This window comes from Kutzneria buriramensis, from assembly GCF_003387475.1.
GTDB lineage: Bacteria > Actinomycetota > Actinomycetes > Mycobacteriales > Pseudonocardiaceae > Kutzneria > Kutzneria buriramensis.
Genome location: NZ_QUNO01000001.1, coordinates 477,766 through 504,162 on the forward strand (window position 1 = coordinate 477,766; position 26,397 = coordinate 504,162).

The following is a 26,397-nucleotide window of genomic DNA, read 5'->3' on the forward strand; positions in this document are numbered from 1 at the left end:
TCGTCGCCGGACACGAAACGGCCGCCGGACCCGGTGCGGGTCGGCGGCCGTTTCGCTGGTCGAGGCGGGGATCAGGCGGGCGTCGCCGGCGTCGCGCCGGCCGAGACCGCGACCTCCATCACGTACTGGCCGTAGCCCGACTTCGACAGCTTCTGGCCCAGCGTGTAGCAGGAGTCGGCGTCGATGTAGCCCATCCGCAGCGCGATCTCCTCCAGACACGCGATGCGCACGCCCTGCCGGTGCTCCAGCACCTGCACGAACTGGCCCGCTTCCAGCAGCGAGTCGTGCGTGCCGGTGTCCAGCCAGGCGAAGCCGCGGCCCAGGTCCACCAGCCGCGCCTTGTCCTTCTCCAGGTAGATCCGGTTGACGTCGGTGATCTCCAGCTCGCCCCGCGCCGACGGCTGGAGGTTCTTGGAGATCTCCACCACGTCGTTGTCGTAGAAGTACAGGCCGGTGATCGCCTTGTTCGACCGCGGCCTGGCCGGCTTCTCCTCCAGCGACACCAGCTTGCCGGTCGAGTCCACCTCGCCGACGCCGTAGCGCTCCGGGTCCCGCACCGGGTAGCCGAACAGCACGCAGCCGTCGATGCCCGCCGCGTGCTTCTGGAGCATCGAGGCGAAACCCTGGCCGTAGAAGATGTTGTCGCCCAGCACCAGGGCGACGTCGTCGCCGGCGACGAACTCCTCGCCGATGATGAACGCCTCGGCCAGGCCGTTCGGCTGCGCCTGCTCGGCGTAGCTCAGCGACAGCCCGAACTGGCTGCCGTCACCCAGCAGGCGCCGGAAGCTCGGCAGGTCGGCCGGGGTCGAGATGATCAGCACCTCGCGAATGCCGGCCAGCATCAGCACCGACAGCGGGTAGAAGATCATCGGCTTGTCGTAGACCGGAAGCAGCTGCTTCGACACGGCCTGCGTGATCGGGTGCAACCGGGTGCCACTGCCCCCGGCCAGGATGATGCCCTTCATGGACCGGTCCCCCTAGCGGTAGTTGGTGAACTGGAGGGCGATCTCGAAGTCCTTCGACTTCAACAGCGCGATCACCGCCTGCAGGTCGTCCTTCTTCTTGGCCGACACCCGCAGCTGATCGCCCTGGATCTGCGCCTGCACGCCCTTCGGGCCCTCGTCACGAATGGCCTTCGAGATCTTCTTGGCCTTGTCCGACTCGATGCCCTGCACGATCTTGCCCGTGACCTTGTAGATCTTGCCGGACACCGCGGGCTCGCCCACCTCGAACGCCTTCAGCGAGATGTTGCGCTTGATCAGCTTCTCCTTGAAGACCTCGACCGCCGCCGTGCAGCGCTCCTCGGTCTCCGCCTGGATGGTGATCCCCTCCTCGCCCGCCCAGGCCACCGACGCACCGGTGCCCCGGAAGTCGAAGCGTGTCGACAGCTCCTTGCCGGCCTGGTTCACCGCGTTGTCGACCTCCTGCCGGTCGACCTTGCTCACCACGTCGAACGACGGGTCCGCCACGAGTCCTGCACCTCCGCCACACGGGTCCGGTAGACCCACGGAGGCTACCCGGAGGGATACCGGTTGGAGACCGCCCCCACGGGTTATGTATAGTTCTGCCCACGGACGCCACCACCGGTCCGCGAAGCCGAGCCAGGTTGCCCGAGTGGCCAAAGGGAGCTGACTGTAAATCAGCCGCGAAAGCTTCGGAGGTTCAAATCCTTCACCTGGCACGTGCACTGAGAACGGCCCGGTGACCTGCAACAACAGGTCACCGGGCCGTTCTCTTACTGTCCGGCTGCGTCCGCCGGAGTCCGGTCATCTACGGGTGGTTCTGCCAAATGCCTGCCCAAGTTCAGGCGGCGTCGTTGCCCTTGGGCTTGGGCGTGAGTAGAGCCTCGACCCGGTCAAGCGCGGCCTGCTCGCCGCCGTCGAAGCACTTCGCGTACGTGTGCAGCAGCACGCGCAGGCTGTTGCCCGCCCACTGAGCCACCCGGGTGGGCTCAACGCCAGCGTTGAGCCACGTCGACAGGCACGCGTGACGAAGGTCATAAGGTCGCTTGGCCAGCGGTGAGGCGAACACCTCGGGTGTGAATGCCTTCTCTCGTGCCTTCGCCCAAGCGTTGCTGTAGACCGTGCTGCCAAGCCTGCCGCCACGCGCTCCACGGAATAGGTAGCCCTCCCGAGTGGTGCCGTACCTCTTGATGTGTTGCCGGAGCATGCCCGTCAGTTCAGGACAACACGGGACTGTCCGGCTGTCGGTCTCCGCACGGTGTTTCAGGCTCCGCTCTTCGTTCGCCGTACCGCTATCCGTCCATTGGGCCGCAACTTCTGGAGCGGCCTTCTCAAGGTGGATGGTGCCCCAGCGTCCCTCAGGCAGCGTGAGAACCTCCTCCCGCAGGTTCAGGGCCTCTTCGGGCCGGAGACCAGCGAAGTAGATCGCGGCGAAGAACGCTACGAGACGCTTGTCCACCTCCTCCATGGCGAGCAACAGCGTTCTGGCCTGCACCGGGTTGGCCACGGACCGCCGGTCGACCTGTGCGAGCGTTGCCTTGGTTTTCTTCGTCTTCACCTCATCGAGCGGGTTGCCGTCCAGCAGCTTCTGCTCGATCGCGATTCCGATCATGTTCCGCAGTGTCGTGCGTCGCAGGCGGATTGTGTTGAGCGAAGCCCTTGCTCCGCCCACGTTCAGCTCAAACGAGGCGAGTAGCTTTCGGAGCACTTCCGGGTTGCCTAGGTCGCCAACTGGTCGACTCGTTCGCTTCAACCATGCAATCGTTGCCGTGAGATCCGCCGGAGTTTCAAGAATGGCGTTCTGTGGGTTGAGCGTCCAGCGCAGTGCCCGGTTGAGCGCGTCGACGCTCGGTGCGCCGCGTTCGGTCGACACCATGGCGCGCGTTATCGGGATGAGGGAGTCCACGGTGCTTCGTCGAGACTTTGGGGCCAACTCCCACCATCTCGCATCCATGTATCTAGACGCGAATTCGTAGCAGGACATGCTCGGTGTTTCGGTGCGGAGCATCTTGAGGGGAAGCCCCTCGGTTGTGTCGAACGCCTCGCCGTCACGTGCGGCTGTCACCAGCTTCGAACGGAAGCTCTCGGCGAGAGCGTTCGTCGCGAACGGCTCTTTGAACTCCTTCCCGTCGACCGTCCACCGAACGTAGTGGGTCGTCTTTCGTTGGCCCTTGTAGACGAACGTCTTGCGGATGGTGACCTTGTAACTCGTTCCCATCAGGCGGCCACCTCGCAAGAGTCGTACCACGTGTCAACGTCTCGGCGGTCAATCCGGAGTTGCCCGTTGGGCAGCTTCCGGCAACGTGGTCCGAGTCCCTTCGCCTTCCACTCGTAGAACGTTGACCGCGACACCTTCGCTTCCTTGCAGAACTCAGCCACCGTCAGCAGCTCTCGGCGCGTGCTCATCAGCTGTCCCCCTGCGTCGCGGTCGGGTTGGTGAAGTCCGTAACTGGTGTAACTGCCGTAACCTCGCTGGCCAGGCGGTTACACGTGCCCCCGCTGGTTACAGATGGATCCGTAACCGGCGGCGGCGTGGCCGAGTCACCGGTTACGGATGAATCTGTAACCGCTCCGCTGTCCGTAACCGTCTGACCTGCTCGGTTACGGCAGTTACGGGAGTTACGGACTTTGGCGGGCAGGTAGCGCGACCATGCGTCGGTCAGCCCCGTCTGCGCTTGGCCGCCGGTCGTCTCGTAGGTGACGTAACCGCGCGCCTTGCTGCCCGTGGCCGTGTCGAATGTGACGGAGCGGACGCCATAGCGCGCCAACTCAGCGGCCAGCTTGCGAGCGTTGAGCGGCTTGCTGTCGCCCATGTCTGCCCACTGCGATTCGTCGAGTGCGCACAGCGCCGAGAGGATTTCCGCGCTGGCGAGCCGATCGGTGTCGCGTTCGGTGAACAGGCCGTAGAGGTCGGCCAGCAGCAGCACGCCGGTCGACAGTTCGGCGTCGGCGGCTGTGTCGACGACGAAGTGAGTGCAGGCCGCGCGGGTCTTCTCCGGCCAGTCGCCGCCTGCTTCGTCGGCCAGGGCGAGCAGTGGGCGCCAGATCTCCGCCGCGCGGTTCCGCACGCCGTCGGGCCGCTCCGGTCGGGCGGTGGCCACCTTGTCGGCGACGCTATTCGCCCACCCTGCCAGTTCCTCGCGGAGTGGCCGGGCCTCGCGCTCGACATCCTCCTCCATGAAATCTTCAATTTGTTCGTCTTCGCTGGCCTTGCGCATGTGGATGGTGATGGCGCGGGTCGTGATGGTGGCCGGCATTCGCCCGGCGATACCGGCCAGCGCGACCGGCGCGTACACGGGAAACCGCTGCACCTTCATTGCCTTCGCGTCGCCAACGCACCGGGACACAGTGGCGGTGCGCTTGTATCCGGCGTTGAGTAGGCCGCGAAGGTCTTCGTTGTTGCCGCCTCCCTTGCTGGTGAATACGGCGTCAATCTCGTCAAACAGCAGCGTCACCGGTTCGTCGAGTAGCAGCCGGAAGATCGCGGCCGTGGTGATGGAGATGGTCATTTCCGGTTTGTGGACGAGGTATTGGCCGATCTCCAAAACGCGCGTCTTGCCGCTGCCCGGTTCGGCTGAGGACAGGATCAGCCGGGGCGTGACGTACAGCCGGTCGGCGATGTGGGTGTGGGCGTACCACAAGGCCACGACTGTGGCGCAGTGCTCGTTGGGGAAGCGGATGAACCTGTTCAGGAACGTCACCACGCTGTCGAGCACCTGGTTGCCGGGCCGCTTGACCGAGCCCGGCGGCGGAGCGCCCAGCCAGGATGCGATCGGCGTGTCCGGCATGGCTTCTGGGAGCTCCGGGTCTGGCGCGTGGCCGGCGTCGTCCGGCTGCGCGGCACTGCGCGCGGCCAGCCATCGGGTCTGGCAGTCCTCCGAGCAAAAGTGGTCGGACACCGACAGCGGTCCGCCGCAGGTGTGGCAGCGGGCGGGCGTGGTCGTGATGATGTCCGTGTCGGTGCCGATGACGTCGTCGATCGCGGTGAGTGTGGTGTCGACTGTGGTCGTCATCGGGTCTCCTGGTGTTCGGTCATGCGGCGGCGTGGCCTTCGCAGGGCGGATCGCTGTAACCGGTGCGGACCCACCGAGCAGCGGCGACGGGGTCGAACGGCGGGATCGGACGCCGTGGCGGAGCGGCGCGACGGCGTTCAAGTTCGGCGTGCGCCGGCCCGGTGGCCGACCACTCGTGAGCGGCGGACAGCTCGCAGGCGGCTGCCTTGAACCGCTCGGCGACGGCCCGGTCGATGGCGTCCAACTCGGCACGCAGTCGGCGAGCGGTCGCGGCCGAGGTGGCCTCACTGAGCCACGCCAACGCGCTGGTCACGACGGCCGCCCACTTGCGCGGGTCGTCGTCGGCCAGCCTTGACCAGTCGGGGCTACCGGCCAGCGGGATCGGCCCCGCCTGGGTGGCGGCGGCCAGCAGCGGCGCAGCCCAGCGGCGTACGGCCTGCGGCGTGCGCTCGATCGCAGCGCGGGTGTAGTGCATGGTGATCAGCCCTTTCGACGCGAGCCATCACGTCGGCGTCGATTACGGTGAGTGGCTGGTTTGCGGCGAGCGGCGCCGCGCGGGGAGGCATGGGGGACCCTCTCCCGCGCGGCGTTTCCCGGTGTTTTCGCAGGTCGGGAGCGTGTGGCTCCCCACCTCCCCGTTACGGGGTTTGCCCTGCTCAACTGCGGGGAGTCGGGGCGGGGAGGGCGTTGGGGAGCCCTCCCCGCACTAGGCGTGACTCCCCGGCTTTCTCCCCGCCTACTCCCCGCCGTTCTCGTCACGCTCGGTGAGCGCGTCGCGGACGTCGGTCAGCCGCACGGTCATCACTCCGCCGTGCGCCTTGTACGGCTCGACCCCGACGATGCCCAACGCGTCGGACAGCTCCTTCGCGGTCATGCCCTCGTAGGCGTCCGGGCACAGCTCGGCCAGCCGCTGACGGATGACCTCGGTGCGCACGCGGGTCTCTTCCTTCATCGCCTCGTCCACATCGGCCAGCAGGTCCCGCGCGGGCGCGGCCGGCTCGGTGCTGCCCGAGGTGTGCCGCCGGCCGCGCAGCTGCTTGGCGCGGTCGGCGATCTCGGTCGCGCCGTCGCCGTCGATGAAGTGCGTGCGGATGGTGATCGAGGACTGCCCCGCAGGCAGCGGGACACCGTCCCCGGCGACCACGAGCGTGCCCTTGTCCAGGCCCTGGCGCAGCTTGTGCGGTGCCGCGCCACCGTTGATGGCCTTGTCGCCCAACGCCATCCGCGCTTCAGCCTCGGTGCCCACGACCAGCGACGCGCGGATGTGCGCGCCTTCGCGGACCAGCTTGGGCAGGTTCTGATCGGTCGGGTTCTGCGTGCCCTGCCACAGGATCACGTTCACCGCGCGCCCCTGGTTGTGCAGCTTGCGCGCGGCCATGAAGTACCGCGAGGTGTTCTTCGACCCGCCGTAAGGGCGCTTGTCCTCGCCGATGGCCGGGCACATGAACGCCTGCTGCGCCTCGTCGACGACCAGCACGATCGGGTGGAAGCCCGCGGCGGAGCGGGCAAGGTCGCGGGTGACGCCGTTCTTGTGGGTCTCCGGGTCGACCGCTTCCAGCCGACGTTCCATCTCGGCCACGCCCCACTCCAGCATGAGCGTGGCCAGGATGACGTGCTCATCGGTTGGCCCCTCGATCAGGGTCGTGGCCAACTCGTCGAACATGTGCCAGTCGCCGATGCCCTTGAGGTCGGCGATGTGGAACTCCACGGTCCGGTCGAGGGCCAGCCACAGAGCCAGCGCCCGCAACGCGGCCGTCTTGCCCTGGTTGGACAGACCCGTGCAGAGCAAGTGCCGCTGCAACAACGAGATCGCGGCTGCCTCGCCCCGCAGGTCCTCACCCCAGGGCGCCCGCCCGGTGTACATGTCGGCGGTCATCGACTCGTCGATCACCAGCGGGGACGGGCCGATCGGCTCGTCCAACGCGCCCGAGTCGGCGATCCACAGCCGCACCGTGCGCGCGGCCTGCGGCTTGGTCATGAACAGTTCGTGCTCATGCCGGTTGAGGTTCTCCGCCAGCTTCGCGCGCCGCGCCAGCACCTCATCGGTGGCGACACCGGACGGGAGGGTGACGTCCACTTCGACGCCCCGCCCGGCGATGACGATCGGACCGAGCAGCGACGCGCCCGCGTCGCCCATGTCCTTGATGGCCTTGCGCAGCTCGGCGATGCCCAGGTCCCGCAACGCGGTGACCACAATGGACGGGGTGATCGGCACACCGACGTCGCTGCCGGTGTTCTGCTTGGCCAGCCACTTCGGGGCGATCTCGGCCTTGCGCCCGATGTTCCACAGCAGCCCCACACCCACGCACGGCGCGGCGATCAGCACCGGCATGGCCAGCACCGATACCAGCCACGCCGTGAACCGCACGGCCTGAATCGCGGCGGTGATCGGACCGAGAACCGCGGCTATGTCCCCCTCAGCGATCGCGAGCACGATGCCCAGCGCGAACAGGAATACCGTCAGCGACAAGGTGCTGATCACGGTCGCCTTGACCACGACGGCGGGGGCCTGGAGCATCGCCATCCGCCTGCGGTGCCGGCGTTCACGGGCCAGCTCGGCCCGCTGCTCCCACTCGGCCACCCGTTCCAGGTCTCCGGCAGCCTCGGCCGCGCGCATCATCCGTTCGTAGCGGGAGTTGGTTTTGGCCTCCCACACCCGCACAGCGACCCGGGACGCTCCGACGGGGACGTAGAGGAACAGACTGCGGGCAACTGCCTTGCCGGCTCTGCGGGTCCGGTCGTGGGTGGCGACCACCCGCACGACTCGGACCACCTGGCCCGGTGCGCGCCGGGCGACCTGCTGTGCCGCCATCCGTAGGTCCACGGCGGCGGACTCGGACGGCGTGACAATCTCGCTGTCGTAGATCTTCGGGGCCAGCGCCTTGCCCGGGTCTGTGGCATCGCTGACCTGCGGCCGCAGCACGCGAACGTTGTCCGGCCTGGCGTCCTGGATCGAGGTGTTGTCGTCCGGGCTTGGGGACCCGGTCACGGTGGTGGTGCTCATCGCGGGGGTTCCTTACTGCTCGGTGCTGTGTTGCAGGTGGGCCAGCGCCGCGCCGAAACCGAGCACGACAACCGGCAGGCAGGCGACGAACGTGGTGATTGGCCACGGGGCGTGGGTGACCCCGCCGGCGGACATCAGGTGGTAGGCGACCTGTCCGAGGCCACCCAGGACCAGCGACCCGATTGCGGACGTGCGGGCGAACCGCTGCGCCCGGCGACTGCCGACCCGCGCGAGCCAGACCCGCATGGCATAGGCGGCGTAGGTCTCAACGCCGATGGGCAGGGTGATCGCGGAGTTGAGCGTCAAGCCGTCGGCGATGCCGGGCAGCGGGTGGACCAGGCCGAACCCGGTCATCTCGCCGAGTCCGACCCACCCGGACCAGATGGCCACGAACGCGCCGACCGCGAGCAGCAGCAGCGGCCAGCGCCGCACCTTGTGGGCGGGCTCGGCCGGCGGAACGGTCGGCGGCGTGCCCGGGTCTGCGTCGGTGCTGACCTGCGGCGTCACCTCGGTCGGGTTGTCGGCCGGCGACTCCTCCAGTTGCCGGTCGATGTCCGGGTCCGCGCTGGTCTCGCTGGCGGGCTCGGCCGGCTCGTCGTCGGTGTCCGGCTCGCTGCCGGCGTCGGTGCCGGTCGGGTCGGGCACCAGGTGCAACGGCCGCTCCGGCGGGGTCGCCGGCTCAGTTGGGGCGGTCGGGTCGAACCCGGTCTCGGCCAGCGCGGCCAGCACCGTGTTGGCCTTGTCCGCGCCGATCCGGAACCGCTGCTTGATCTTGTTGCGGGACGGGAGCTGTCCCAGCTCAGTGGCCCAATCGCGGACGGCGGGCACCAACTCGTCAACCGGGCGCGGGAATGCGCTACTCATCGGGTCCGCCTCCTCGCGGTCGTGGTGTGGCAGCGAGCCTGATAGGTGCCGCAATGGACACGCTCATTGCCGGTGGCCGTCGACACGACCACCGTCGGCGCACCACATCCGGCACAGTCCCGCTTGCTGCCGTCCGGGTTCGGGATGCCTGTGATGCCGCTCATCGCCGTGCCTCCTTCCGGCCATTGCGGACGGTCGCGGGGCCGGAGGTCAGCCGGGCGATTGACGCTCCGGCGAACAGCGCGGGCACTGCCAGTACAGCCAGCAGTAGGCGCGGACTCGGGTCGTGAGCAGCCACCGCCCACTGCACGCCGACGACGACCGCGCCGACCAGCAACGTCCGTAGCGGCGATCCGGCAGACCGAGCGATGACGATCGGTCGTGTGGCGGCGGTGCGGGCACGACGCCAGGCCAGCCGGGCGCCCATTCCCACCACAAGCAGGGCCACGCCGACCGCGAGCACGATCAACAAGTTGGTGTTCGCGGTCATCAGGCACCTCCGGAGGCGGCGTTGTAGGCGTGGGTGGTCGTGCCGTAGTAGGTCGGCCCCGGTCGTGGCTGCCGGGTGCCGGAGGCACGTGCGGCGTGTCGGGCAGCGTCACCGGCCTCCGCGAACCTGTCGCCCAGTTCGGCGGCCAGTGCGGCGCTCGTGGTCAAGATCCGCATGAACAGCGTGAGGATCGTCAGCAGCGCGTATGCGATCACTGCGGTCGTGGTCAGGTTGGCGAGGGATGCTCGGGTGTTCACGCGGCGGCTCCCAGCTGCACGACGCCGTAGTTGCCGGTGGCGTTGAAGCAGGTCTCGGCCGGCTCGGCGCTGCCGGGCAGCGGGTACCTGCGGGATCCGACGCACTGCGGCCGGTTCTGGCCGTAGCCGGGCACCGGGTGCTCAGGCAGGCGGCCGGTCGTGGTCAGCGTGTAGTGCTCGGTCAGGCAGGTGGGGCAGGTGCCCCATAGCAACGCGTCGGACCGGATGGCCGTCGTGGGCATAGTGAGGATGCGAGACACTGTGTGTCCCTTCTGGTCAGTGATCAGTAGGGGTGTGATCCCGGTCCGGCAGTCGCTTCTTGGCCGGAGGGCTGTCGGGCCGGGGCGGTTCCTGGGGTGTTGAGCGAAATCTGGGCGGATGCTGGCCAGTCCTGGCCAGTGGCGTCACGTCCTCTGGTGTCGGGACGTTGTCGCTGGTTGTGTGGCGCGTGGACCCGGGCACACCGCATGTCTGGGTCTGGGGGTGGGCTCCGGTCTGGTAGCCGAGGACGCGTCGGCCGGAACCCGCCTTGAGTGGTGTGACTGGTTGGGTGATTCCGGCCTGGGGCGGGCGCCCCCCATCGCCTGCCCGGGTTTTGGGTGGGTGCTGGTTCGAGTGACCTTGGGGATCATCGAGCCGGTACCCACCTGGGGGCGTCGGATGTGCCATCAGAACGGCACCATCGCGGTGACCAGTGCGACGGCGAGCACCACCAGGCCGAGCACGAGCAGGTTGACCGCGCGACGGATGCGGATGAACTTGCGGCAGGCGATCTGCGCCAGGCTCCGCACGTCGTACACGACGTCAACGGGGTGCGCCGTCTTGTAGTACTTCAGCAGCTCGTACGGCTCGCTGGTCAGCGAGTGCAGCCAACTGCCCGGGGCAGCGCCGTTCAGGTTGGGGCGGAGAGCCGCGAGCAGCAGAAGCACGCTCAGCCCGATCGGCAGAGCCGACGTCCACAGGGCAACCGTCGCGACCGGCGGCAGGCTCCGCCCGGTCAGGGCGATGATGCCGGCCAGGGCAGCACCGACCAGAGACAACAGCGTTGTGGCCTTGCTGTCCGCGCGTCGCAGTTCATCGCGGACCTGGTCGCGGGCGGCCAGCAAGCCAGTGGGGATCGTGGGCTCGGTCATTACGCGGCCTCGTTCCCGGCCTGCGTGGTCGTGGTGGTCGTCAGGTCGCTGTGGACGCTCAGCACGCGCACGGCGTTGCCGAGGGTGCGCTGCGCGATACGGCGGTCCCGGCGGGCGCGGGCGGAGCCGTCGAGCAGGGACGTCGTGGGTTCAGGGCGCGGCTCACGCAGCTGCGCGAACTCGCTGGAAAGCTTCGGGTGGCTGATCAGGTAGTGGTACTCGGCGTCCAGCGTGGTCAAGGTGCCGGACGCGTCGATCGCGGCGATGTCGTCGGCGGTCGGCTCGGTGATGTCGTCGATGCCGGGGAAGTCGTTGACGTGCATGGGGTTGGTGCTCCCTGTGTCGAAGTGGATGGGCACCGGGCGGTGCCGTTGGTTCCCGAACCTCCGCCGTCCCGCCGAACCGGCGGGCCACCCGCGCAAGCGGGTGTGGTGCGGAGGAACGGCACCCGACGGGGTGCGTCTGGTGTTGGGGTGCTCTCCGGTGCCGTCGTATCGGTCCACCGGAGAGCCAGCCGCAATCGCGGCTGAGAGCGGTCGGCCCCCTCGTCCCTTAAGGCAGGGCTGGTAGGCGGGCCGCTCGAACGCTGTGGAGGAGTCAAAGAACGACTGCGATACGTCCACGGCGGATAGGTGCATGGGTTGAGGTGTCGCGGCGGTTTCCCGTCCGGACCATGCACACGCAGCGAGTTGGGCAACCGTCTCCACATCGACGCACACAGCCGAAAGCCCTTGTGCGGCAGGAAAGGCTTAAGCACCTTGCAGGATCGGCCCGAACGTGTCGGGTGATGTCCCTCCGGTTTGGACGGACCTAGCGCCCACGTCGGTCGTGGTCGCCGTGCGGTCTGCCCCCGTTGTCAGCCCCTATGCCCAGTCGCTGAATCCAGGAACGTATGCAGTTCTCAAAGAACGACCGGGCGGTGGACCTCCTCCGGGGAGGTGATCCGGTTCACTCCGGTTCAACGCGAGTCAGAACGTAACAAGTCGAGCCAACTCGAGTCAACAGGTGTTGTGAAACTCGTCGCATCCGCCCAGGTAAATGGCCATGTACCGGGTTTGGGGTAGTCCAGCCAGGCGGGTCACTGGTACGGTGTGAGTCACGTTGGCTCGTCAGAGGGAGGCGTTGACTCAGATGGACTCGGACCTCGGGAACGTCCCAAGTTCGGGCAAGGCGACATCACAAGCCCTGGCGCACCACCTGCGCACGGAGATCGAAGCTGGCCGGCTCGCCCATCGCGCGCCCCTGCCGACGTCGAAGCAGCTCGCCAAGCAGTACGACACGTCGCCGGCGACGGTCAGCCGGGCGATGGACATCCTCGCGGCGGAAGGGCTGATCATCGGCAAGCCGCGTGCGGGTCGCATCGTCAACTACCCGCCGCCTGAGGAGCGAAGTGCGCCGAGCAGGCCAAAAGTGCTGCTCATCGGTGGTTATGCGGGGAGTGGCAAGACCGAGCTCGGCCGGATCCTCGCCCGGCTCACGCACTGGCCGATGCTCGACAAGGACACGACCACGCGCGCGGTCGTCGAGCAGGCATTGGAGCTGCTCGGCCACTCGCCGCATGATCGTGAGTCGGACCTGTACCGCACCTCCATCCGGCCAGCCGAGTACGAAGCGCTCATCGCCGGCATGATGGAGAACGTCGAATGTGGCACCTCTGCCATCGTCACCGCGCCGTTCGCCCTCGAACTGGCGGACAAGACGTGGTGCGACCGGACGGCCGCGAACCTCGCGCGCCTAGGCGCTGACCTGCACGTCATCTGGGTTCGGACCGACGCCGAGTCGATGCGCCGGTACATCCGTCACCGTGGCGCGGCGCGCGACGCCGCCAAGCTCGCGGACTGGGATGCCTGGGTGGCGGGCCTCAACCTGGCGTTCGAGCCGGCGATCGAGCACACCGTTATCAACAACTCGTCTGACGCTCGGCCATTGCAGGAACAGGCTGAGCAGCTGCTCGCTACCGTGACGGCGTGAGCATCCTGTTGCGTGTGCTGGTCAGCAACGAGGCAGAGGACCAGGTCGGCGTCAGCCTGCTCGACCAGGTGTCTGGCGTCGAAGTCATCACCTACGACCCGACCGCTACCAGACTGTCTGACCAGCAGCGCACCGCCGATGTCTTTCTGCCGCCTTACCGGGGCAGCGAGCGCCCGATCCCGCTGGTCAAGCAGTTGCCGAACCTTCGCCTCGTGCAGCTGCTCAGCGCTGGCATCGACGAGTGGAGTCCGCACGTCCCGCACAGCGTGATGCTGGCGAACGCTCGCGGCGCCCATGCCGGCCCGGTCAGCGAGTGGATTCTCTCCGCGATCTTGACCACGTACCGCCGCTGGCCTGCGCTTATTCGCTACCAGGACCAGCACACCTGGGCTCACCGGCGACCAGGCACCGACTTCGAGACGTTGAGCGGCAAGCGCGTGCTCGTGCTCGGGGCCGGCGCAATCGGAACCGCGGTGACTCGCTTGCTGCCGCCGTTCGGCGCGACCGCCACCCTGGTTGGCCGGACCGCCCGTGACAGCGTGCGTGGAGTCGATGAACTCCCCGAGATGGTCAGCGAGCACGACGTCGTGGTCGTCATCTGCCCACTCACTCCCGACACCGAGGGCCTGATCGACGCCAAGATCCTGGCCGCGATGCCGGACGGCGCACTACTCGTCAACGCCGGCCGGGGCCGCATCGTCGACACCGACGCCTTGGTGGCCGAGCTGGCCGCGCAGCGCCTGCGCGCCGCGCTCGACGTCACCGATCCTGAGCCTCTGCCGGCGGACCACCCACTGTGGAGCTGCTCAGGCCTCATCGTCAGCCCGCACTCAGCGCGGACCGTGCCAGGCACCAACCGACTCTGCTACGAGGTCGCAGCCGAACAGGTCGCCGCGCTGGCACGGGGAGAGACCCCGTCGAACGTCGCGGCTCGCTAACGCGGCCGTCCTCACGGTTCCAAGCGCGGGATGCACGTGTGCACGGCGATCATGTCGCACACAGCCTGGTACATCTGCCGACCGTCCCGAGCCTCGACGTCCTTCAGGTAGTCGTTCGCACCGGACACGTCCCCGACGGTCAGGAACCCAAGGCAGAAGTGGAAGTGCGTCAGCGTTCGGTTGGCCCGCTCCTGCTGCTCGGTCTCCTGCTGGCTCGCAGTCATCGCTGGTCCCTGTCTGAGCCAGTAAGACCGGCGGACACGACGGCCGGGGAGCCCATCGCGTCCGCCGGGGTGTGGAGCCGGCCGCGCCGACCGAGTGCGCGCGGGGTCGGCACGGCCGGAGTCGAGGTGCGATGCAGGATCCGGTGCAGCCAACAGGGCCGGCGGTGCCGGTGCGGATCGATCCGCTGCTCCAGGTCCCGCAACGACTCGCGGGCGGCCAGGAACGCTGAACATCGGGCGCAATGCGGGCCGGGCGGAGTCTCCATCGGCGCGAGCATGATCACCGCACCGCACACCGCCTCTGGCTCCGGGCGATGCGCGGTGAACTCCTCATCGGTCACGGCGTGGTCGACGCGATCGGTGCTCGTCAACCACGTCGTGAAGATCTTCTCCCCGGGCATACCTCGACCTTCGACCACCGAGCGCTACCTATCCCATACCGAGATGGGTATCTCACCGCGAGATGTAGCCTGGTTGGATGACCGACCCGAAGGGCGTGGCGCTCCCTGACTGGGCATGGCAGCGTCCCGAAGTCCGTGACGCGCTCCGCGCCCGCGACATGGCCGCGCTGTTCAAGGCGGTGCAGCAGTACAGCGGTGCCAGCCAAACTCGCATCGGCCGCGCTACCGGCCTGCTTCAGGGCCGTGTCAGCGAGATCATCGCCGGTACCCGCAAGGTCACCACGCTTGAGCTCTTCGAGCGCATCGCCGACGGCGTCCAGATGCCCGACGACGCGCGAATGCTGCTCGGACTCGCACCCCAGGACCCTGCTGGGCTCGATCACCTCAGTGCCTCCGGTCGGGCCGAGCTGATCGCGGTCTACCCGTCTCAGTCCGCCGCCCTGCCCGAAATCCGCGATCTTGCCGGCAAGGCCACCACTGTGGACGTGCTGGCCGTACGCGGCCTGGGCATCCTAGGAATGAACGACTCGGTCCTTCGCCCCAGCGTGCGCAAGGCGACCCCAGTCGTCCGCGTGCTGCTGCTCGATCCCGACAGCGAAGCAGCCCACCGCAGGGCCTCCGAAATCGGCGAGTCGTACACGACGTTCAGCGGCGGCATCCGTATGTCAATCGAGCGCCTCCGCGAACTCGCCGCCGACGGCGTGCAAGTCGAAGCGCATACCTACGCGCTGCTGCCCACCTGGCGCGTCATCGGCCTAGACAGCACTCTGTTCGTGTCCGCGTTCGGCGAGACCCACGAAGGCCACACCTCGCCGATGTACCGAATCGCCGGATCGCCGCATGGCGCACTGCACCGCGGCTTCCGTAGGTTCAGCGACGAGCTGCGTCGCACCGCGCGGCGCGTGGTCTGACCGGGAGGCGGCCGTGACGGTCGAGGCAGAACTCAAGGCACGACTGCGCAACCCTGAGCAGGTGCGCCAACGCCTCGCTGAGCGAGCACCCGCCGAGCACTCCGTCTACGCCGATCACTACTTCGATTACCCGGACCGCCGGCTCAGCGCCGCCGGCTACGAGGTGCGGCTCCGTACGATCACCGACGATGCCGGCAATTCGGGGTCGTTGCTGACGTTCAAAGAACCGGCAGTGGACGCAGCCAGCGGCTCGAAGCCGGAGCATGAGACGCCCGTAGATGACCCGAACGTGGTCACGAAGCTGGTCACCGTGCTGGGGTTGGTCGAGTTGATCGCATTCGAGAAGCGGTGTACCAACTTTCGGTTCACTGAGCACGGCCGAGACCTTGTGGCCACAGTGGTTGAGGTGCCGGAGTTGGACGGTGAGACCTTCGTTGAAGTCGAGACGCTGACCACCAACGACGATGTGGATGACGCGTTGGTCGTAGTGCGCTGCATGCTGAACGAGTTGGGAGTCAGTGCTACCGAGTTGACCACTGAGACGTATACGGGAGCGGTGGCAGCGAAGCGGCATGTTTGACCCTCACATACGGGGCCAGTGCTGGCCCATGGGACCGAGCCACCGGGTGGTGGCCAACGACGTGCCCACATGAAGCGTTGGGAGGGGTTGCCCCCGGCGGTCCGACCCCTACTCCACCGTCCTGAACAGGGTAAATAAGGTCGAGCGGATCCTTAGCTCAGCATCCAGCAGACCTTCGCGGTTGCGTGATGCTGACGCCAGTCGTCGGAGTATTCGGGCAGCGGTGGCGGACCGTGTTACACAGGGTTAGTCATGGTTACATTCTGTTGTTTCCGATAACCTAGCAGTAGGGTGTACCGTAAGGCTGGGTTTAGTGTCTCCTTTGACGGTGTCGGTGCGGAGTTGTCCTCGTCGGCAATCAGCTATTGCGTATGAGGTAGACCGGGGATGGATGTTCCAAACGATGGTCGATTCAAAAGGGGAGACATTGTTTTGGTTCATTGGAGAGGTGTGCGAATACCGGCGCGTGTTATTTGTTGTGTGGAGTCTCAATCCTATCGACTGGAACAACGCTGGTTTGAGATGCGCCAAAAGGGATCACTTGCGGCTAATCTTGAAATTAAACCTCCCAACGAGTCGAAGAGGCACGCGGTTAGGGTTACCTTGAACCGCCCGCAACGGGAAAGTATTATCTGGCGGTTTCGCTTCTTCCATGCTGGCATGCCGCTGTATGAAGAGTTCTTGGCGAATGATGTCCAACTTCATGCGCGCGACCCTTCCTGGGATCCGTTTGGCATTATGCCCTATGCTTCTCCTGAGGTGCACCGTAAACGTGGCACCTATCTACCTGGTGAATACTATGAACCTGACGATCCCGTTTGGGTTTGGGAAGAAAATCGTTGGCATCCAGCGGTGGTGGTTGCCGTTGAGCGCTGGGTTTCCGTACGTTATCTCGACAACTTTCGAGATCGTAAGCGAAATTGCTCTAAGAGTTATCGCACATGGCAGATCTGGCCGGTAATCGGCGAGTTGTCAGAGGTCTTTAGAGCCGATATTGAGCGCTTTCTGTAGATCGCGCCTTGGTGCTCAAGGGTATGTCGATTGGCCGGCAAGTTCTTGGGCGTCAATTGGCGCTGCCACTCTGGCCCCCCTTCATGTGTGATCCACTGCTCGGGTCTAGACCGCAACTCGTCCTGCAAGGCCCTCTCGAACATATGGTCACGATTAGGCAACGAAAACTGCATTCTAATGTCTTCTCACGTCTTCTGTGTTACGTGAGCGCGCGTTTTTTGGGCCATTGGTTCCGGAGTCTGCGCTGCTCAGGCGCTGTTTTTCGTGAAGGAAAGCAGCTTTGGAGGACTGTAAGGCCGGGAGGATGACGGCAAGTAGGAACGCGATCTAGCGTATCTGCCCGTAGCGGTTACATCCGTTAGTCCGTTCTGTCGACTACCCCGATTGGGATAGTGCGGCAATTACTGAAGCGGAACGCGCGGAGGCCCCGGGTGCAACCGGGGGCCTCCAGCGACACGCCATACGCACCTTCCGACCCTCTCCAGTGGATCAAGAACGAGGTACTGGGTCAGTGACGATACGACACATGCGGCCGCTGAAAAGGTCAGCAGTGGCAAGCACCCCGCCGGAAGTGGCTGGCGGCACATTGATGCAGCCACGGGTCAGCGCTGATGAAGCCCGGGAAGGCGATCCGACGACGATGCTAGGCATGGCTGATCGAGTCCTTTGGGGCGGCCGCCGCTGCAGGCACCTGCTTCTTATCGTCGGACTAGTGATCGTCGGGATCGTCGCTGTCCTCGTGATTGCGCCATCACTGGCTCTGTACCTCGGTTGTGCAGGGGGTGGAGGTCGCCTCGTGCGGCGGTCGCTGGTTCGGAGTAACGCGCCACCGGCGGTGTCACTCCGAGTAGTCAAGTTTCCTGGGGTCTTAGGTTAGTTTCCTGGTTGGATTCCTGGCACCGACCGCGTGAGCCGAGCATGATCCAGATCGTTGAATGCACTTCGCGGCGTGAGAGGAAGGCCGTTGTGGGCGGTACGAAGGGGAGTCCTCACGGCGGGAGGACCGCCGGAGGCGTGACCCCGTCGTCGGGCGTCGGGCGTGTCTTGTCCACAGGTTGTCACCCTTGGTCACCGTGTCACCCTTTGGTCACGGTCGCCGTGTCACGAGTGACCGACGGGTATTTCCTCTTCTTCCGGTGCCGGCTGGGGCGCGCAGGTCGAGTAGCTTGTGGCGCGCGATGGCCCTCGGTGCGCGTCGGCTGTGCCGGAATCGTCGAAGCATTCCGTTCGGCTGACTAGCTGATTGGGCGTTCTGCCCCCTGCTCGGGGGCAGAACGAACGGAGGCCCCCCGGTTGCGTCGGGGGGCCTCCAGCAACACGCCGTACACATCCCCGACCGTCTCAGTGATCAAGAAAGTGGTACAGCGCCAGTGACGATACGACACACGCGACCGGCGAACAGGTCGACAGTCACAACGACCTCGCCGGACGTGGCCGGAGGCACGTTGACCCAGTCCCGGGTCAGGCCCGACGCCGAGGAGGACGATCCAACAACCATGCTCGGCATCGTGGATCGAGTTCTCCGGGACGGGCGCCGCTGCTGGCACCTACTTCTCATCGTTGGTCTAGTGATCGCCGGGGTTACCGTTGTTCTGGTGATTGCGCCATCGGTCGCCTTGTACCTCGGGTGCGCGTGGGGCGGTGGTCGCCTCATGCGACGTCGGCACGAGCAGAGCCTCGACAAGTCGTAGGCAGCGAGACAGGGGTGCGGACTCACACGTCGTCTCAGTTGCCTGTTGTCCCTCCGCGTGCACTCAAGTTCGGCGTGGTTCGCACCCCGGCCTGACCTGCTGTGGAGCGGCAGGTTGGACTCGAACAGATGGCCGCGAGCGGTGGTTCGCAGACCTCGAAAGCGTGTGAGGGAGACCCTCCTGCGTTGGCTGGGTGTCTTACGCAAGGTGGGGAGAGCTAGCCGCGCTGCCGGCGACCAGGTGGCTGTTGTGCCGGATACCCGCCCAAGTTGGCGGGGGATCACGGATAACCGCAGCTCAGGGTGGGTCTGTGCGGCGGTCTGTAAATCAGCCGCGAAAGCTTCGGAGGTTCAAATCCTTCACCTGGCACGCGCGGGATGGGCGGGCTATGTCTGCGTTAAAGCGCAGACATAGCCCGCTTGTCGTGTTTTCTGGGGCTCTCGCCCCAGGCCCCAAGGCAGGGGGCTCCGCCCCCTGCACCCCCGATCCCCGTTGAGGCTTTGTCTTCTGTGACGGTGGCTTGGTGCCGTGGTTGGGTGGCCTCGGCCTTCGGCCTGGCCTGCGGTAGGGGGCCGTGATCGGGGATCTGCCGGTGGGGCGGGTTGTCGATCGGCGATTGGTGTGGCCGCCGCAGGCGCGGGGGTACTCGGCCTTCGGCCTGGCCTGCGTGGGGGCTGTGGTGGGTCGGTGATCCGTGTGGGCTGCGGTGGTGCGGGAATGTTTGGCTGTGGTCTTTGGCCTGGTCTTTCGTGGCTGACTTGCGACGCCGAGAATCGGCAATCAGCCGGCGCGGGCGGGCGGCGTCTACTCGCGACACTCGAGAACGGTGCGGCGACGCGGCCAGTGGGCGGCACGTAGCTGCTGCCGGCTTCGCGGGTCGGCTTCCGACGGGCGGTCATCCCTCGGCGCTTTGCTTCGGGTCTTGCCAACCAGGGCCGACGGCAGCCGCCTTTGTTGTCAGGGGGTGACGAAGGTCATGCGGGTGTCGACGGCCTGAGGGTGGAGAGGAAGGCGTGCCAGGCGGGGGTGGGGAAACTGAGGGTGGGGCCGGCGGGGTTCTTGGAGTCGCGGACGGCGAGGCTGGCTGTAGCGAACAGGACCTCTACGCAATTGGCGCCGGCGGCGCTGCTGTAGGAACTCCTCACCCAACGGCCGGTCGGTCGACTCATCTACTCCCCTTGAGCGTTTCCCTGAGAACAGAACGCGTCTCCTCACAGGGCAGCGCCGACCGACAGAGCCGCTCGAAGCAGTCCGCGAGCCTGGCGGTATCGGCCTCGTCGTCGAACAACCGCTCCGACCCGTACACCTGTGAGGAGAACACCACAGGCGAGCTGCGGCCGCCGAATTTGAACACGGTGAAGCCGCCGGCCCGAGCGGGATTGCTTGGCGTTGAGCTGAGAAGTAACCGAATCGTGATCCGGGGATCTTCGGTCAGGCGCAGCAGATGGGTCAGCTGCTCCCGCGCCACCGCCTCGTCGCCGACGGCGGCGCGAAGGGTCTCCTCGCCGAGCACGAACCGCAGTCGGGCCGGGCCGGCGGGACCGAGCACCTGGGCCTGGCGCTCCTCGCGGAATGCGACGCGGGCCTCGAACTCCTCGTCGGACGGTTGCCACCACACGCCCACGCCTTCGGCGATCAGTGCCCGAAGGTACGACGGCGACTGGGCCAGGCCGGGTACTACGGCGGGCTCGTAGGCGCAGATCTCGACTGCGGCGGCCTCCAGCTCGGCGAACTGGGTGAACGCGTCCGGCAGGACGTCCGAAGTGGACGGGCGCCGGCGTCGCCGTGCGGCCTGGATGGCCAGCGCGGTGAGTTCGGCGCGTTCGGCGGCGGTGGCGTGATACAGGTCGAGCAGCACCTCCAGATCGGGGAGGCGGATGGTGCTGCGGCCGTCCTCGAGATCGACCACCCGGGACCGCACGCGGCCCAGCGCGTCGGCGGCGTCCTGTTGGGTGAGGCCATGACGTTCACGCATCCGGCGCAGCCGCAGGCCGAGCTGTCGGCGCTCCATGGTCGGGCGGACTTTGCCCATATGGATGCACCTCCTCGGCCGGGTAGAGCCTGGCCAAACTCCGACGGTCGGACTTATGCTAAACAAGTCCGACTGTCGGACATAGGCGTTTTCTCTCCTTCCCGTCTGGGTGCGAAGGGGTGATGGTCGTGGAACCACGCTCACCGGTCCGCGTCGAGTCGCAGATCCAGCTCTCCGCGGATGCGCCGCTGCGCTGGGATGTCGACCACGAGGCCGACACGGCCACCATCTACATCGGCGAGCGCGAGGAGCACGTGCTCCGGCTGTGCCGGGAAAGCCTTCGCGACCTCGTGCACACCTGCGCCCGCGCGCTGGCGGAGATGCAGGCCGGTCGCGGTCACTGAGCATCGCGGCGAAAAGACCTGGTGGATGTAGATGGCCGGCGCCTGGGGCTTCCCCTCCCAATGACGCCGGCCACGAGAGCAAGCGTAGCACGAGTTCGAACACAAGTTCGAGTGCTGTCATGGCTTTGTGATGTCGTGTCGTGGCTGCGTGCCGCGCTCCGGGTCGTCCGGGTCGAGCCCGAGATGGCTCAACCGCGCCTTGATCGCCGCCCGGCTGCGGCCGAAGTGCCGGCCGAGCTCGGCGATCGGCTGGTCGCCCTCCGTCCACAGGCGACGGAGTTCGTCGTCCTGCTCGGCGCTCCACGGCGTGCCGGCGTTGGCCGGCGCCGGGCGGGCCCGCGACGACACCTTGCCGCCGCCGCGCACGGTCGCCAGACCGCGCAGGGTGGCCTCGATCAGCTCGCCGGCCGGGACCAGATCGCTGGCCGGCAGGATGAAACTGCCCTCCGCCACGACGGCGCCGTCGGGCAGTTGGGCCTCCAGTTCGACGGTCACGGTCAGATCCGTGTCCATCCGGACGTGGACCGCGTAACTGCGGTCTCCTATCTCTTCCTCGCCCCTGAGTTGCACGCTTGTGCGCATCTGTGACCTCCTGCGGCCACGCTAGGTGGACGGCGCGGGTGATCGTCGGGGGTGCGTCCGGAGCGATCTTGTTCGGGAGTGTTTGCCCAGGTCGGGCTTTGTCAAGTCCGGGTCGAACGTGGCGGCCGAAAGCCGCCAGCATCGCCGCTGGAGGGCGGCGAGGATCGAGTCATGGGTGGATTTCGGTTCGGAGTGTTGGCGGAATCGGCGGGCAGCGTCGGTGAACTGGTGGCGACGGCCCGCCGCGCGGAGGAACTCGGCTACGACACGGTGTTGCTGCGCGACCATTTCGTGCCGGAACCGTTCGGGGACCAGGTGGCGCCGCTGATCGGCCTCGCCGCGGCGGCGTGCGCGACGACCACGCTGGGTGTGGGAACCCTGGTGCTGGACAACGACTATCGGCATCCGGTCGTGCTGGCCAAGGAGGCCGCGACGCTGCAACAGCTGTCCGGCGGCCGGTTCGAGCTCGGCCTCGGCGCGGGTTGGCTGCGCGTCGAGTACGAGGCGGCGGGCATGGCCTTCGACCGGGCCGGCGTGCGGGTCGGTCGGCTGGAGGAGTCGGTGCGCTTGCTCAAGGAGTTGTTCGCAGGCAAGGAAGTCCGCTTCGACGGTGCGCACTACCGGGTCGACGGCGTCACCAACTTCCCCGCGGTCGACCGGGCGCCCCGCGTGCTGATCGGGGCCGGCAGCCCGCGCATGCTGCGGCTCGCCGGGCGGGAGGCGGACTCGGTCGGGATCCTGGCCAAGGCGCTGCCCGGCGGCATCATCTCGGACGCCATGGAGGAGCGATTCACTGCGGCATTCGCCACGAAAGCGGATTTGGTCCGCGCCGAGGGCCGGGATGTCGAGATCAGCTCGGTGGTGTCGGTGGAGCTGGCCGACGACCCTCGAGCCGCGGCGGAACGCTATGCGGTGGAACGCGGTTGGGGCGCCGGCGCGGCCGATCTGGTCGCGGACATGCCGGCGAAGTTCCTGGGCCCGCTCGACCACGTCGTCGAGCTGGCGCACCACCGGCGGGAGCGGCTCGGACTGTCCTATCTGGTCGTGTCGGACCGGGAGTTCGAGGCTGCCGCCCCGATGGTGCGGGCGCTGTCAGGCGCGTAGCGCGGGCCGCCGGCTCCAGCCGGTCCAGAGTGGACGGTAGCCCTGGATGGACCAGAACGGCACGGACCGCGGGTTGGGCACCGCGTAGTGCAGGAGCGTCGCCTCGATGCCGGCGTCGTCCAACTCGCGGTGCACCTGGGCGACCAGCGCGCTGCCGACGCCGCCGCCCCGCAGGTCGGCCCGGACGCCGCCGAGGCCGAGGTAGGCGGCCGGACCAGCCGATGTGCGGCCGGCGATCCACTCGGAGTGCGGCGGCAGGTCGACCGTGACGATGCCGGCCGCCCGCCCGTCCACCTCTGCGAGCCAGACGCACGGCTGGTCCCGGTCCAGTAGCTCGGCGGTGGTCCGGCGCACTTCGGCCTCCGTGGACGGCCGCTCGGTCAGCAGGCCGAACTGGGTGTCGTAGCGAATGACTTCCATACTTAGTGCCACACACGCCACCAAGTCCGCCTTCGTAGCGTGCCGGACGGACACATTCCGGGCCTTGGGCGCCTCGCCGAAGACACCGGCCCGGCGCACGGCCAGCACCGCCAACGGGCCGAAGCCGTGCTCGATCAAAGTCCGCACCGCGGCGGTGTCCCGGCTCGGCCAGCTGATCTGGGCGGCGCAGTCGACGTCGCCGGGCGTGACGACCTTGGCCAGGTGCTCCTCCCACCGGTCGAGCAGGGGCGCGAGGTCGGCGCCGGCCAGCCGGACGGCCAGCGTGTGCCGGCGCAGCGGTCCCCAGCTGGCGTCGATGGACTCCGGGTCGATTTCCCGGAATGTGGACGCGCCCAGTGCACCCACCGTGTCGATCACGTCCCCGGTCAGCGGCGGATCGGCCGGCAGCAGCGGGTCGAGCAGGGCCAGGCGGGCGGCGTGCAGCCGTTCGACATCGATGTCCACGGCGACACATCCAACTCCTGCGACGGGGTGAAGTCGCGAGAATTACGCTAGGTGATCGACACGGGGCGTGATCGGCGCATCCGAGTGTCCGATTTGCCGGCGTTTTGTCCGCTTAATCGTTTCAAGAGCCCGGTTGGACGTGCAAATTGCTCTTTCTGAAGCCAAACTGTTCACTGGGAGTGTTGCCTTCGTCAACTAGACGGGCCACACTCGCTCAACCGGGGTAAACTGCGGATTGAGGGGTTCCGGTGCACTCGGGACCCCTCGGTCATGCCGAGGACACCACCGGCAGGAGTGTCGTCAGGGGGGAGAAGGCGCCCCTGCCTGCGTGGCCCGACGAGGAGGGTGGATGACCGACCACCGCCGTGCCGTCCAACCCGAGGTGCCTCGTCCGCCGGTTCGCGCCCAGCTTGATCCGAAGCGTACCCGGCGGTACCGCCTGTTCTCCGCGGCGGTCCTGGTCGCCGGCCTCGGTGTCGCGGTGGCCGTTCTGCTCGGTCACGCCGACCATCCCCAGCCCGAACAGTTGCTGATCGCCGGCCCGCTGCTGGCCGTCGGCTTCCTGCTGTCCGAGCAGCTCTCCATCGACTTCGACGTCCGGCAGGTCAGCTGGACGATCTCCTTCGCCGAGATCCCGCTGGTGCTCGGCCTGGTGACGGTGCCGTTCGAGGTCGTGCTCGCCGCGTACCTGGTGGCCGGGCTGGGCGTGCAGATCAGCCGCCACAAGCTGCGGCACCTCAGCTACCACGTCGGCATCATGTGCCTCGAGGTGGCGATCCCGTACGCCGCCTACTACCTGCTGCGCAACGACTTCACCGCGATGCCCGTGTGGGCCGCCGCCTCGCTCGCCGTGCTCACGTCACCGCTGGTCAGCACCGCCCTGGGCCTCGGCGCCATGCACGTCCTCGGCGGCGAGCTGCGGATGCCCGCCGCCGCGCGGCTGGGCCTGCGCTCGCTGGTCGTCTGCCTGATGAACGTCACCGTCGGCCTGGTCGCGTTCGTGCTCGTGAACACCGCGCCGTGGGGCTGGCTGCTGGCCGGCCTGCTCGCCGCGTCGATGGTGGCGCTGTACCGCGCGTACTCCGGGCTGCTGCGGGAGCAGCGGGACCTGGAGACGCTGTCCGACGTCAGCCTCAACGTGGCGCGGTCCGGCCAGGACGTCATGAACAAGGCGTCCGTGCTGACCAACGTGCTGCCGCCCGAGGACCCCGCCGACTGGCAGGCCATCGTCGAGCGGATCCGGGACCAGCTCAACGCCAAGCGCGTCGTGCTGCACCTCAAGTTGGACACCGACGACGTGCGCCAGCTCGTCGCCGGCGTGCCGCTGCCGGAGGACACCGTCCCCGACCGCGACGACCCGATCCTGCAGCTGGCCGGCAACCACGTGCGCTACTTCAAGCTCTCCGACGCTGCCGACGACGTGCAGGAGGCGCTGCGCCGCCGCGGCGTGTACGAGGTGCTGGTGGTGCCGCTGCGCGGCGCCAGCCAGCCGCTCGGCGCCATGGAGGTGCACGACCGCCTCAGCCGCTGGCGTGGCTTCGGCAGCGCCGACGTGCGGCTGCTGCGCACGCTGTCCAGCCACCTCGCCACCGCCATGGACAACCGGCGGCTGGTCGGGCGGCTGCGTCACCACGCGTACCACGACCCGCTGACCGGGCTGCTCAACCGCACGGGCTTCCGTGAGGTCGCCGGCGAACCCGTGCGCGGTGAGGACAACTGCGTGGTCATGCGCATCGACCTGGATGTGATGTCCGGCGTCGCGGACGCGCTCGGTTACGCGTGGGGCGACCGCATGGTGCTCGCGGCGAGCCGCCGGCTGCGCGACGCCCTCGGCAACGAGGTGCCGCTGGCACGACTGGAGGGCGGCTCCTTCGCGGCGCTGCTCGTCGACCGTACGCACGCGCAGGCACAGGAGGTCGGCGAGAAGCTGCGCGCGGGGCTGTCCATGCCGTACCCGGTGGACAAGCTGACCGTGGAGGCCAGCGCGCTGATCGGCTACGTCTCCAACACCACCGAGGACGGCGACGACACCCTCGACGTCGACACCCTCTTGCAGCGCGCCGACGTGGCCGTGCAGGCCGCGCACAGCGGCAGCGACCCCGTACGCGGCTACGCGCCGAGCATGGGCCAGATCTTCCTGCGGCGGTTCCAGCTGGTCACCCAGTTCCGGTCCGCGCTGGAGACCGGCCAGGTCACCGTGCACTACCAGCCGAAGATCGCGCTGCCGAGCCGGCAGGTGGTCGGCGTGGAGGCGCTGGTGCGGTGGCGGCACCCCGAGTTCGGGCCGCTCGACCCGGACGAGTTCGTGCCCGCCGTGGAGGCCACCGGCCTGGTCGACGCGCTCACGTCGTTCGTGATGGAGCAGGGGTTGCAGCGGGTGCGGTCATGGCTGGACCGTGGGCTGCGCATGTCCACCGCCGTCAACCTGTCCGTGCGCAACCTGGCCGACGCCAACTTCCCGGACCTGGTCGCCGAGGCGCTGCGCCGCTACGACGTGCCGCCACAGCTGCTCACCTTCGAGCTCACCGAGTCCGGCGTGATGTCCGACCCGGAGCGGGCGCTGCCGGTGCTGCGGCGGCTGCACGCCATGGGCGTGACGCTGGCCGTGGACGACTTCGGCACCGGCTACTCGTCGCTGGCCTACCTGCGGCAGCTGCCGGTGGACGAGGTGAAGATCGACAAGTCGTTCGTGCTCGGCATGGGCACCGACCTGTCGGACATGGCCGTCGTGCGGGCCATCGTCGAGCTGGGGCACTCGCTCGGGCTGACCGTGGTCGCCGAGGGCGTCGAGGAGGACTCCGCACGGGAGCAGCTCGTCAGCATGGGCTGCGATGTCGCGCAGGGCTACCTGATCTCGCGGCCGCTGTCCGAGGAGCGCTTCGAGGCCTGGCTGCGGGCGCGCACGATCCGGGCCCGTGGCCTGCGGGATGAGACGGTCCTCACGTTGGTCAGTTGACGCAGGTGGGAGGTGGCCCCCCGATTTCGTGATCGCGGGGTCCG

The 26,397-nt window shown here is 67.6% G+C and carries 27 protein-coding genes and 1 tRNA gene; 9 read left to right on the forward strand and 19 right to left on the reverse strand.

What is annotated here, in order from left to right:
* Positions 1-71: 71 nt before the first annotated feature.
* Both rfbA and BCF44_RS02235 read right to left on the reverse strand, forming a co-directional pair.
* A complete protein-coding gene (rfbA, locus tag BCF44_RS02230) occupies positions 72-965 on the reverse strand; it encodes a glucose-1-phosphate thymidylyltransferase RfbA (RefSeq protein ID WP_116172350.1) in 894 nt (297 codons plus the stop codon).
* A gap of 12 nt (positions 966-977) precedes the next feature.
* On the reverse strand, positions 978-1,469 hold the full coding sequence (locus BCF44_RS02235) for a YajQ family cyclic di-GMP-binding protein (protein WP_116172351.1): 492 nt from the start codon (positions 1,467-1,469) through the stop codon (positions 978-980).
* A gap of 131 nt (positions 1,470-1,600) precedes the next feature.
* Here BCF44_RS02235 and BCF44_RS02240 point away from each other — a divergent pair.
* Positions 1,601-1,681 (forward strand) — tRNA-Tyr (locus BCF44_RS02240).
* A 122-nt stretch (positions 1,682-1,803) separates the two neighbouring features.
* Here BCF44_RS02240 and BCF44_RS02245 read toward each other — a convergent pair.
* From BCF44_RS02245 to BCF44_RS02295, 11 genes are all read right to left on the reverse strand, one after another.
* Positions 1,804-3,180, reverse strand: coding sequence for a tyrosine-type recombinase/integrase (locus tag BCF44_RS02245; protein ID WP_116172352.1), 1,377 nt, complete (start codon positions 3,178-3,180; stop codon positions 1,804-1,806).
* Positions 3,180-3,368: a helix-turn-helix transcriptional regulator gene (locus tag BCF44_RS02250; RefSeq protein ID WP_116172353.1), complete on the reverse strand. Its 189-nt coding sequence runs from the start codon at positions 3,366-3,368 to the stop codon at positions 3,180-3,182. The genes BCF44_RS02245 and BCF44_RS02250 overlap by 1 nt, the downstream gene beginning before the upstream one ends.
* On the reverse strand, positions 3,368-4,975 hold the full coding sequence (locus tag BCF44_RS02255) for a DUF3631 domain-containing protein (protein ID WP_116172354.1): 1,608 nt from the start codon (positions 4,973-4,975) through the stop codon (positions 3,368-3,370). Before BCF44_RS02255 ends, BCF44_RS02250 begins: the two co-directional genes overlap by 1 nt.
* Positions 4,976-4,994: 19 nt before the next feature.
* A complete protein-coding gene (locus tag BCF44_RS02260; protein WP_116172355.1) occupies positions 4,995-5,450 on the reverse strand; it encodes a DUF2742 domain-containing protein in 456 nt (151 codons plus the stop codon).
* 261 nt (positions 5,451-5,711) lie between these two features.
* Positions 5,712-7,979 carry an ATP-binding protein gene (locus BCF44_RS02265; protein ID WP_116172356.1) on the reverse strand — a complete coding sequence of 756 codons (2,268 nt, stop codon included), beginning with the start codon at positions 7,977-7,979 and terminating at the stop codon, positions 5,712-5,714.
* Between the two features lie 12 nt (positions 7,980-7,991).
* On the reverse strand, positions 7,992-8,843 hold the full coding sequence (locus BCF44_RS02270) for an ABC transporter permease (protein ID WP_116172357.1): 852 nt from the start codon (positions 8,841-8,843) through the stop codon (positions 7,992-7,994).
* Positions 8,844-9,003: 160 nt separating this feature from the next.
* A complete protein-coding gene (locus BCF44_RS02275) occupies positions 9,004-9,333 on the reverse strand; it encodes a hypothetical protein (protein ID WP_116172358.1) in 330 nt (109 codons plus the stop codon).
* A complete protein-coding gene (locus BCF44_RS02280; protein ID WP_116172359.1) occupies positions 9,333-9,590 on the reverse strand; it encodes a hypothetical protein in 258 nt (85 codons plus the stop codon). The genes BCF44_RS02275 and BCF44_RS02280 overlap by 1 nt, the downstream gene beginning before the upstream one ends.
* A complete protein-coding gene (locus BCF44_RS02285) occupies positions 9,587-9,832 on the reverse strand; it encodes a hypothetical protein (RefSeq protein WP_116172360.1) in 246 nt (81 codons plus the stop codon). The genes BCF44_RS02280 and BCF44_RS02285 overlap by 4 nt, the downstream gene beginning before the upstream one ends.
* Positions 9,833-10,258: 426 nt before the next feature.
* Entirely contained in the window at positions 10,259-10,723 is a 465-nt protein-coding gene (locus tag BCF44_RS02290) for a Pycsar system effector family protein (protein WP_116172361.1), read from the reverse strand.
* Positions 10,723-11,046: a hypothetical protein gene (locus BCF44_RS02295; protein WP_116172362.1), complete on the reverse strand. Its 324-nt coding sequence runs from the start codon at positions 11,044-11,046 to the stop codon at positions 10,723-10,725. The genes BCF44_RS02290 and BCF44_RS02295 overlap by 1 nt, the downstream gene beginning before the upstream one ends.
* A gap of 808 nt (positions 11,047-11,854) precedes the next feature.
* Between BCF44_RS02295 and BCF44_RS02300 the strand changes: the two genes are divergently transcribed.
* Both BCF44_RS02300 and BCF44_RS02305 read left to right on the forward strand, forming a co-directional pair.
* Complete coding sequence (locus tag BCF44_RS02300; RefSeq protein ID WP_116172363.1) at positions 11,855-12,694, forward strand: P-loop nucleotide/nucleoside kinase family protein; 840 nt, start codon at positions 11,855-11,857, stop codon at positions 12,692-12,694.
* On the forward strand, positions 12,691-13,632 hold the full coding sequence (locus tag BCF44_RS02305; RefSeq protein WP_246014786.1) for an NAD(P)-dependent oxidoreductase: 942 nt from the start codon (positions 12,691-12,693) through the stop codon (positions 13,630-13,632). Before BCF44_RS02300 ends, BCF44_RS02305 begins: the two co-directional genes overlap by 4 nt.
* An 11-nt stretch (positions 13,633-13,643) precedes the next feature.
* On the opposite strand, the gene BCF44_RS02310 is transcribed toward BCF44_RS02305, so the two are convergent.
* Positions 13,644-13,856 carry a hypothetical protein gene (locus BCF44_RS02310; RefSeq protein ID WP_116172364.1) on the reverse strand — a complete coding sequence of 71 codons (213 nt, stop codon included), beginning with the start codon at positions 13,854-13,856 and terminating at the stop codon, positions 13,644-13,646.
* Positions 13,853-14,257, reverse strand: coding sequence for a hypothetical protein (locus BCF44_RS02315; RefSeq protein ID WP_116172365.1), 405 nt, complete (start codon positions 14,255-14,257; stop codon positions 13,853-13,855). Before BCF44_RS02315 ends, BCF44_RS02310 begins: the two co-directional genes overlap by 4 nt.
* Positions 14,258-14,334: 77 nt before the next feature.
* Here BCF44_RS02315 and BCF44_RS02320 point away from each other — a divergent pair, with 77 nt between their 5' ends.
* The 3 genes from BCF44_RS02320 (at position 14,335) to BCF44_RS54660 (ending at position 16,759) form a co-directional block, all read left to right on the forward strand.
* The gene (locus tag BCF44_RS02320) at positions 14,335-15,168 is read left to right on the forward strand and encodes an XRE family transcriptional regulator (protein WP_116172366.1); all 834 of its coding nucleotides are present in this window, start codon (positions 14,335-14,337) and stop codon (positions 15,166-15,168) included.
* Positions 15,169-15,181: 13 nt separating this feature from the next.
* A complete protein-coding gene (locus BCF44_RS02325) occupies positions 15,182-15,748 on the forward strand; it encodes a class IV adenylate cyclase (protein WP_116172367.1) in 567 nt (188 codons plus the stop codon).
* 480 nt (positions 15,749-16,228) lie between these two features.
* Positions 16,229-16,759, forward strand: a complete 531-nt coding sequence (locus tag BCF44_RS54660) for a hypothetical protein (protein ID WP_147328372.1) — start codon at positions 16,229-16,231, stop codon at positions 16,757-16,759.
* Between the two features lie 2,665 nt (positions 16,760-19,424).
* Here BCF44_RS54660 and BCF44_RS02335 read toward each other — a convergent pair.
* Positions 19,425-19,619, reverse strand: a complete 195-nt coding sequence (locus tag BCF44_RS02335; protein ID WP_116172369.1) for a DUF397 domain-containing protein — start codon at positions 19,617-19,619, stop codon at positions 19,425-19,427.
* Positions 19,616-20,482, reverse strand: coding sequence for a helix-turn-helix domain-containing protein (locus BCF44_RS55235; protein ID WP_170217299.1), 867 nt, complete (start codon positions 20,480-20,482; stop codon positions 19,616-19,618). Before BCF44_RS55235 ends, BCF44_RS02335 begins: the two co-directional genes overlap by 4 nt.
* 128 nt (positions 20,483-20,610) lie before the next feature.
* On the opposite strand from BCF44_RS55235, the gene BCF44_RS55240 reads away from it, so the two are divergent.
* On the forward strand, positions 20,611-20,826 hold the full coding sequence (locus BCF44_RS55240) for a hypothetical protein (protein WP_170217300.1): 216 nt from the start codon (positions 20,611-20,613) through the stop codon (positions 20,824-20,826).
* A gap of 117 nt (positions 20,827-20,943) precedes the next feature.
* On the opposite strand, the gene BCF44_RS55245 is transcribed toward BCF44_RS55240, so the two are convergent.
* Positions 20,944-21,408, reverse strand: a complete 465-nt coding sequence (locus BCF44_RS55245) for a hypothetical protein (protein ID WP_170217301.1) — start codon at positions 21,406-21,408, stop codon at positions 20,944-20,946.
* A gap of 171 nt (positions 21,409-21,579) precedes the next feature.
* Between BCF44_RS55245 and BCF44_RS02345 the strand changes: the two genes are divergently transcribed.
* Positions 21,580-22,512, forward strand: coding sequence for a TIGR03621 family F420-dependent LLM class oxidoreductase (locus tag BCF44_RS02345; protein ID WP_116172370.1), 933 nt, complete (start codon positions 21,580-21,582; stop codon positions 22,510-22,512).
* Here the strand turns inward: BCF44_RS02345 and BCF44_RS02350 are convergent.
* Positions 22,501-23,397: a GNAT family N-acetyltransferase gene (locus tag BCF44_RS02350; RefSeq protein WP_116172371.1), complete on the reverse strand. Its 897-nt coding sequence runs from the start codon at positions 23,395-23,397 to the stop codon at positions 22,501-22,503. The genes BCF44_RS02345 and BCF44_RS02350 overlap by 12 nt on opposite strands.
* A gap of 349 nt (positions 23,398-23,746) precedes the next feature.
* Here BCF44_RS02350 and BCF44_RS02355 point away from each other — a divergent pair, with 349 nt between their 5' ends.
* Positions 23,747-26,353, forward strand: coding sequence for a putative bifunctional diguanylate cyclase/phosphodiesterase (locus BCF44_RS02355; RefSeq protein WP_116172372.1), 2,607 nt, complete (start codon positions 23,747-23,749; stop codon positions 26,351-26,353).
* Positions 26,354-26,397: the final 44 nt, after the last annotated feature.